Origin of the sequence: Endozoicomonas sp. SESOKO2 (assembly GCF_024606245.1) — a bacterium.
In the GTDB taxonomy this organism is placed as follows: domain Bacteria; phylum Pseudomonadota; class Gammaproteobacteria; order Pseudomonadales; family Endozoicomonadaceae; genus Endozoicomonas_A.
The window spans coordinates 1-4,913 of record NZ_JAHHPQ010000609.1 but is presented as its reverse complement, the minus strand read 5'-3'; the positions used below and the strand labels follow the sequence as shown (position 1 = coordinate 4,913).

The window sequence follows — 4,913 nt, the reverse complement described above, 5'->3', positions numbered from 1 at the left end:
CTCAAAGCCCTTGATGATTATACCAACGGTTACGATTTTGCCGATGCAATGATTGGTCATCATAACCAGCTTCAATGTAAAGCCACCCGGACATTTGATCGCAGGGCTTCACGCCTCACTCAATTCAGCTTGCTCAGGAACTTTGATCATTGATCCAGAACTTATTGAGCAATGATTGACTGGGACTGAAAGCCTGTCTCGTAAGCAATCACCTTATCATTTGCGTACGCAGCCAATGGCTCTTACACTTCTAGTCACCATACCCCTTGGCTAAAATCCAACTGCATTTGGGTAGCCTCATCGTAATCACACAATTTCTTTGACGCATTCAAGCGGCTATCTTGACCTTAAGAAGTTTGATCTACATCACTGCAGGAATGAATCGGAGGCACTGTATGTCTGCTAGTCAATGTCCGGTTTTGCATCATACCGCTGGCGGCGGCACTTCCAATCAGGATTGGTGGCCCAATCGGTTAAAGCTGGAAATTCTCCGACAACACGGTGATGCCTCTAACCCGATGGGCGCGCATTTCGATTATGCGGCTGAGTTCAACACTCTGGACCTCAAAGCAGTCAAAACTGACCTGGAAACACTGATGACTGATTCCCAGCCCTGGTGGCCAGCAGATTTTGGTCATTATGGCCCTCTCTTTGTACGAATGGCCTGGCACAGTGCCGGAACCTACCGGACCCTTGATGGCCGGGGCGGTGCAGGCACAGGTAGCCAGCGTTTTGCACCGCTCAACAGTTGGCCGGACAATGCCAATCTCGACAAAGCCCGTCGTTTGCTCTGGCCTGTTAAACAGAAATATGGCAAAAAACTGTCCTGGGCCGACCTAATGATTCTCGCAGGCAATGTAGCCCTCGAAGCCATGGGCTTTAAAACCTTTGGCTTTGCCGGCGGACGAGTGGATATCTGGGAATCAGAAAAAGACATATACTGGGGCAACGAAAAAACCTGGCTGGGTGATGAGCGCCACATCGGTGAACGCGACCTGGAAAAGCCACTGGCCGCGGTCGAGATGGGCCTGATCTACGTTAACCCCGAAGGCCCCGATGGCAACCCTGATCCGAAAGCCGCTGCTATGGAAATTCGCAGTACTTTTGCCCGCATGGCCATGAACGATGAGGAAACCGTTGCCCTGATTGCTGGTGGTCATACTTTTGGCAAATCTCACGGGGCGGGTGACCCTTCTCTGGTTGGTCCTGAGCCCGAAGCGGCAGACATCACCGAACAGGGACTGGGATGGAGCAGCAGCCATGGATGCGGTAAAGCCGGTGATACCATCACGGGTGGTCCTGAAGTCACCTGGACCAGCCAGCCTACCCAGTGGAGCAACCTGTATTTTGAAAATCTGTTTAAATACGAATGGGAACTGACCAAAAGCCCGGCCGGAGCTTATCAATGGATGGCCAAGGACAGTGAAGCCACCATTCCTGACGCTCATGAACCAGCAAAACGTCATCAGCCCACCATGCTAACCACCGATCTGTCGCTCCGGGTTGATCCAGCATACGAGGAAATATCCAGAAACTTTTATAAAAACCCGGATCAGTTTGCCGATGCCTTTGCCCGCGCCTGGTTTAAGCTGACTCACAGAGACATGGGGCCCAGAGCACGCTACCTGGGTCCGGAAGTGCCCAGCGAAGTGATGATCTGGCAAGACCCCGTTCCACCTGTTGATCATGAACTGGTGGATAAAGATGATCAAGAGGCACTTAAGCAGCAGATTCTCGATTCGACCCTCTCCATCCGCGAACTGGTATCAACCGCCTGGGCTTCTGCCTCAACCTTCAGAGGTTCGGATATGCGTGGAGGTGCCAATGGCGCTCGAATCCGACTTGAGCCGCAGAAAAACTGGGCGGTTAATAGACCAGAACAACTCTCACGTGTTCTGCAGCAACTTGAAGATATCCAGCAAGCGTTCAATGGCTCTCAATCAGGTAATAAAAAGATTTCCCTGGCCGACCTGATTGTTCTGGGCGGTTGTGCAGCCATTGAACAGTCTGCTAAAAATGCTGGCCACGATATTGAACTGGTATTCACCCCTGGTCGTATGGATGCTTTACAGCAGCAAACGGATGTTCAGAGCTTTCGGCTACTGGAGCCCATGACAGACGGCTTCAGAAACTATCAGAAAAAAACCACAGATGTACCTGTTGAAGCACTTTTAATCGACAAGGCTCAGCTGTTGACCCTGACCATTCCTGAAATGACGGTGCTTATTGGAGGCATGCGTGTTCTCAATACCAACAGTGACCAGAGTCAGCATGGGGTTTTTACCTCTAAAACAGATGCACTGACCAATGATTTCTTCATCAATCTGCTGAATATGAATACTGAGTGGAAACCGACGTCTGTGGATGAAGATATTTTTGAAGGTCATGATCGTAAAACCGGTGCCAGTCAGTGGAGTGCAACCCGTGTAGACCTGATTTTTGGCTCTGACTCCGAACTGCGTGCTGTGGCTGAAGTCTACGGTTCATCCGATGCTGGCGAGAAGTTTGTTCATGATTTTGCTGCCGCCTGGGTCAAAGTGATGAATCTTGACCGATTCGATCTCAGAGCTTCCTGATTGTTTCATCATAAAAAAAACCGCCAGGATCAGCTGGCGGTTTTTATGGACTGGATAGTACTTCAGTCTCAGGCATTGACCTCCCGGGTCACCTGAACGACCTGACCGCTTTCTTCAGCAGAGATGCATGCTGCAGCAGTGAACGCAACGTCGGTTGAACTGTTTAGAGCGGTTTCAGCAGAATCCTGGATAACGCCGATGATAAAACCGACAGCAACCACCTGCATGGCCACATCGGCAGAGATCCCGAAAAGACTGCAAGCCAGTGGAATCAGCAGCAGAGAGCCACCTGCAACACCGGAAGCGCCACAGGCCGAGATGGCAGCGATCACACTTAGAATCAGAGCGGTTGGCATGTCTACCTGAATACCCAGAGTGTTAACTGCGGCGAGGGTCATCACAGTGATGGTGATAGCAGCGCCTGCCATGTTGATGGTCGCCCCCAAAGGTATGGATACCGAGTAGGTATCTTCATGTAGATCCAGCTTTTTGCACAGTTCCATGTTCACTGGAATGTTGGCAGCAGAACTACGGGTAAAGAATGCGGTTACACCGCTTTCGCGCAGACATTGGAAAATCAGCGGGTATGGGTTGCGCTTCAGTTTGGCAAACACGATTAGTGGGTTTACAACCAGCGCAATAATCAACATGCAGCTGATCAAAACCATCAGCAGCTGGCCGTACTCAGCCAGGGCAGAGAAACCAGTCTTGGCTACTGTGTTGGCTACCAAACCGAAAATGCCAAAAGGTGCCAGCTGGATAACAAAGCGAACGACGTTGGATACCGCATCGGAAAGGTCGTGAACCACACGTTTGGTGGTATCTGAAGCACGATGCAGCGCGAGACCCAGAGCAACGGCCCAAGCCAGGATACCGATAAAGTTGCCGCTCATCAGGGCTTCAACAGGGTTCTGGACAATGCTGAACAGCAGGGTGTTCAGTACTTCGCCAACACCCTGTGGAGGATTGGCGCTGGCTTCATTGGTGACCAGAGTCAGAGTGACCGGAAAGGCAAAGCTCATGACAACAGCCGTCAGAGAAGCAGCCAGAGTACCAATCAGGTACAAGCCAATCACGGGTTTCATGTTGGTATGCTGACCTTTTTTCTGGTTGGCAATAGAGGCAGCCACCAGCATAAAAACCAGAACCGGCGCTACGGCCTTGAGAGCACCGACGAACAAAGAGCCCAGAACAGAGAAAGAAAGAGCTGTATCGGGAGCAACGACCGCCAGGCCTGCACCCAGCAAAATACCAATGAGAATCCTCAGCACCAGGCTCGTGCTGGCCATGCGTTCGAATAGAGATTGAGTTTCACCCATACTGTACCTACTTTATTTATAATAGAGTTCGCGCCCTTTCTGATAATCAGGTGATAATCAGGGAAAGGCTAAACCCCCAGCTCCAGGCTGTTTGATCATTCCAACTTCCATAGCGTGTCATCTGTCTGAAAGACCCTTTCACGGTACGGAAATCACCAATCGGGTGATCACTTTATAAGCAATTCGCACAAATCGAGTGTGCAAACCTAATGGATCAGCCCCACTGCAGTATTGATATGTGTCAATTAATTAGACCTTTAATCCATAGAGTAAGTTCACTCTTATTTTTCCGCCAGCTGGCCTAATGGTCATTTTAAAGGACATTCAAATACGCCCCTCAACTCTGCTGACTTTTTGTCTCGGGGCTGAAAAATAAGCTTTTTCCATTGTTTTCCGGCTTTGAAAACTGCTTTTTTACCCATTTGTTTATTGAACACAAAATTGAGAATAGAGAATCTCTGACCACAGGCCATTGTGGATTAAACGGTAATAAGAAGGGGCTCCCCCAGACATTTGTCAGTAAATTACATCAATCAGCCATGAACAACTGAAACAATTCTTCTTCACACTCAGGGATGAAATATTTTTCACGATAAGAAATACGTATATTCGTTCTGCGACACTGTCTTCTGCCGCATAAGTAATCCATCAAGATCCAAGGACACATACTACTCTTTTGGAATGAGGAAAAGATCAGTTCCAAGTCTGTTTTTGAGCGGTATAATCTGCAACAGGCATTGAAAATGCTGAACAGCAGTGATGCAAACATTATCATCATTGCGTACACGGGTACCCGCACTCCAGCTCGTTCAGTCGGGCCTTTTGTCGCTGGACCGCGAGGCCGTGCCGGAAGGTTAATCCACCAAGTTTGCTTGTTCTCAGCACGCCTTTACAACAAACCAGAAATTTATGCGCCGTAAAACATCTTTTACCGATTCATCATCGGAAGTGATTAATAAATACCGCGGAACGGTCAGTGGACGATGGTTTGACCTGATTAATCTGCAACTACAGAAAC

Annotated in this window: 2 protein-coding genes; one reads left to right on the top strand and one right to left on the bottom strand. The window is 49.3% G+C overall.

Annotation, left to right across the window (positions count from 1 at the left end; all coding sequences use genetic code 11):
- Window positions 1-395 precede the first annotated feature (395 nt).
- Window positions 396-2,576 carry a catalase/peroxidase HPI gene (gene katG, locus KDK17_RS14880; protein ID WP_257275832.1) on the top strand — a complete coding sequence of 727 codons (2,181 nt, stop codon included), beginning with the start codon at window positions 396-398 and terminating at the stop codon, window positions 2,574-2,576.
- 68 nt (window positions 2,577-2,644) lie between these two features.
- On the opposite strand, the gene sstT is transcribed toward katG, so the two are convergent.
- The gene (sstT, locus tag KDK17_RS14875) at window positions 2,645-3,895 is read right to left on the bottom strand and encodes a serine/threonine transporter SstT (RefSeq protein ID WP_257275833.1); all 1,251 of its coding nucleotides are present in this window, start codon (window positions 3,893-3,895) and stop codon (window positions 2,645-2,647) included.
- Between the last annotated feature and the right edge of the window lie 1,018 nt (window positions 3,896-4,913).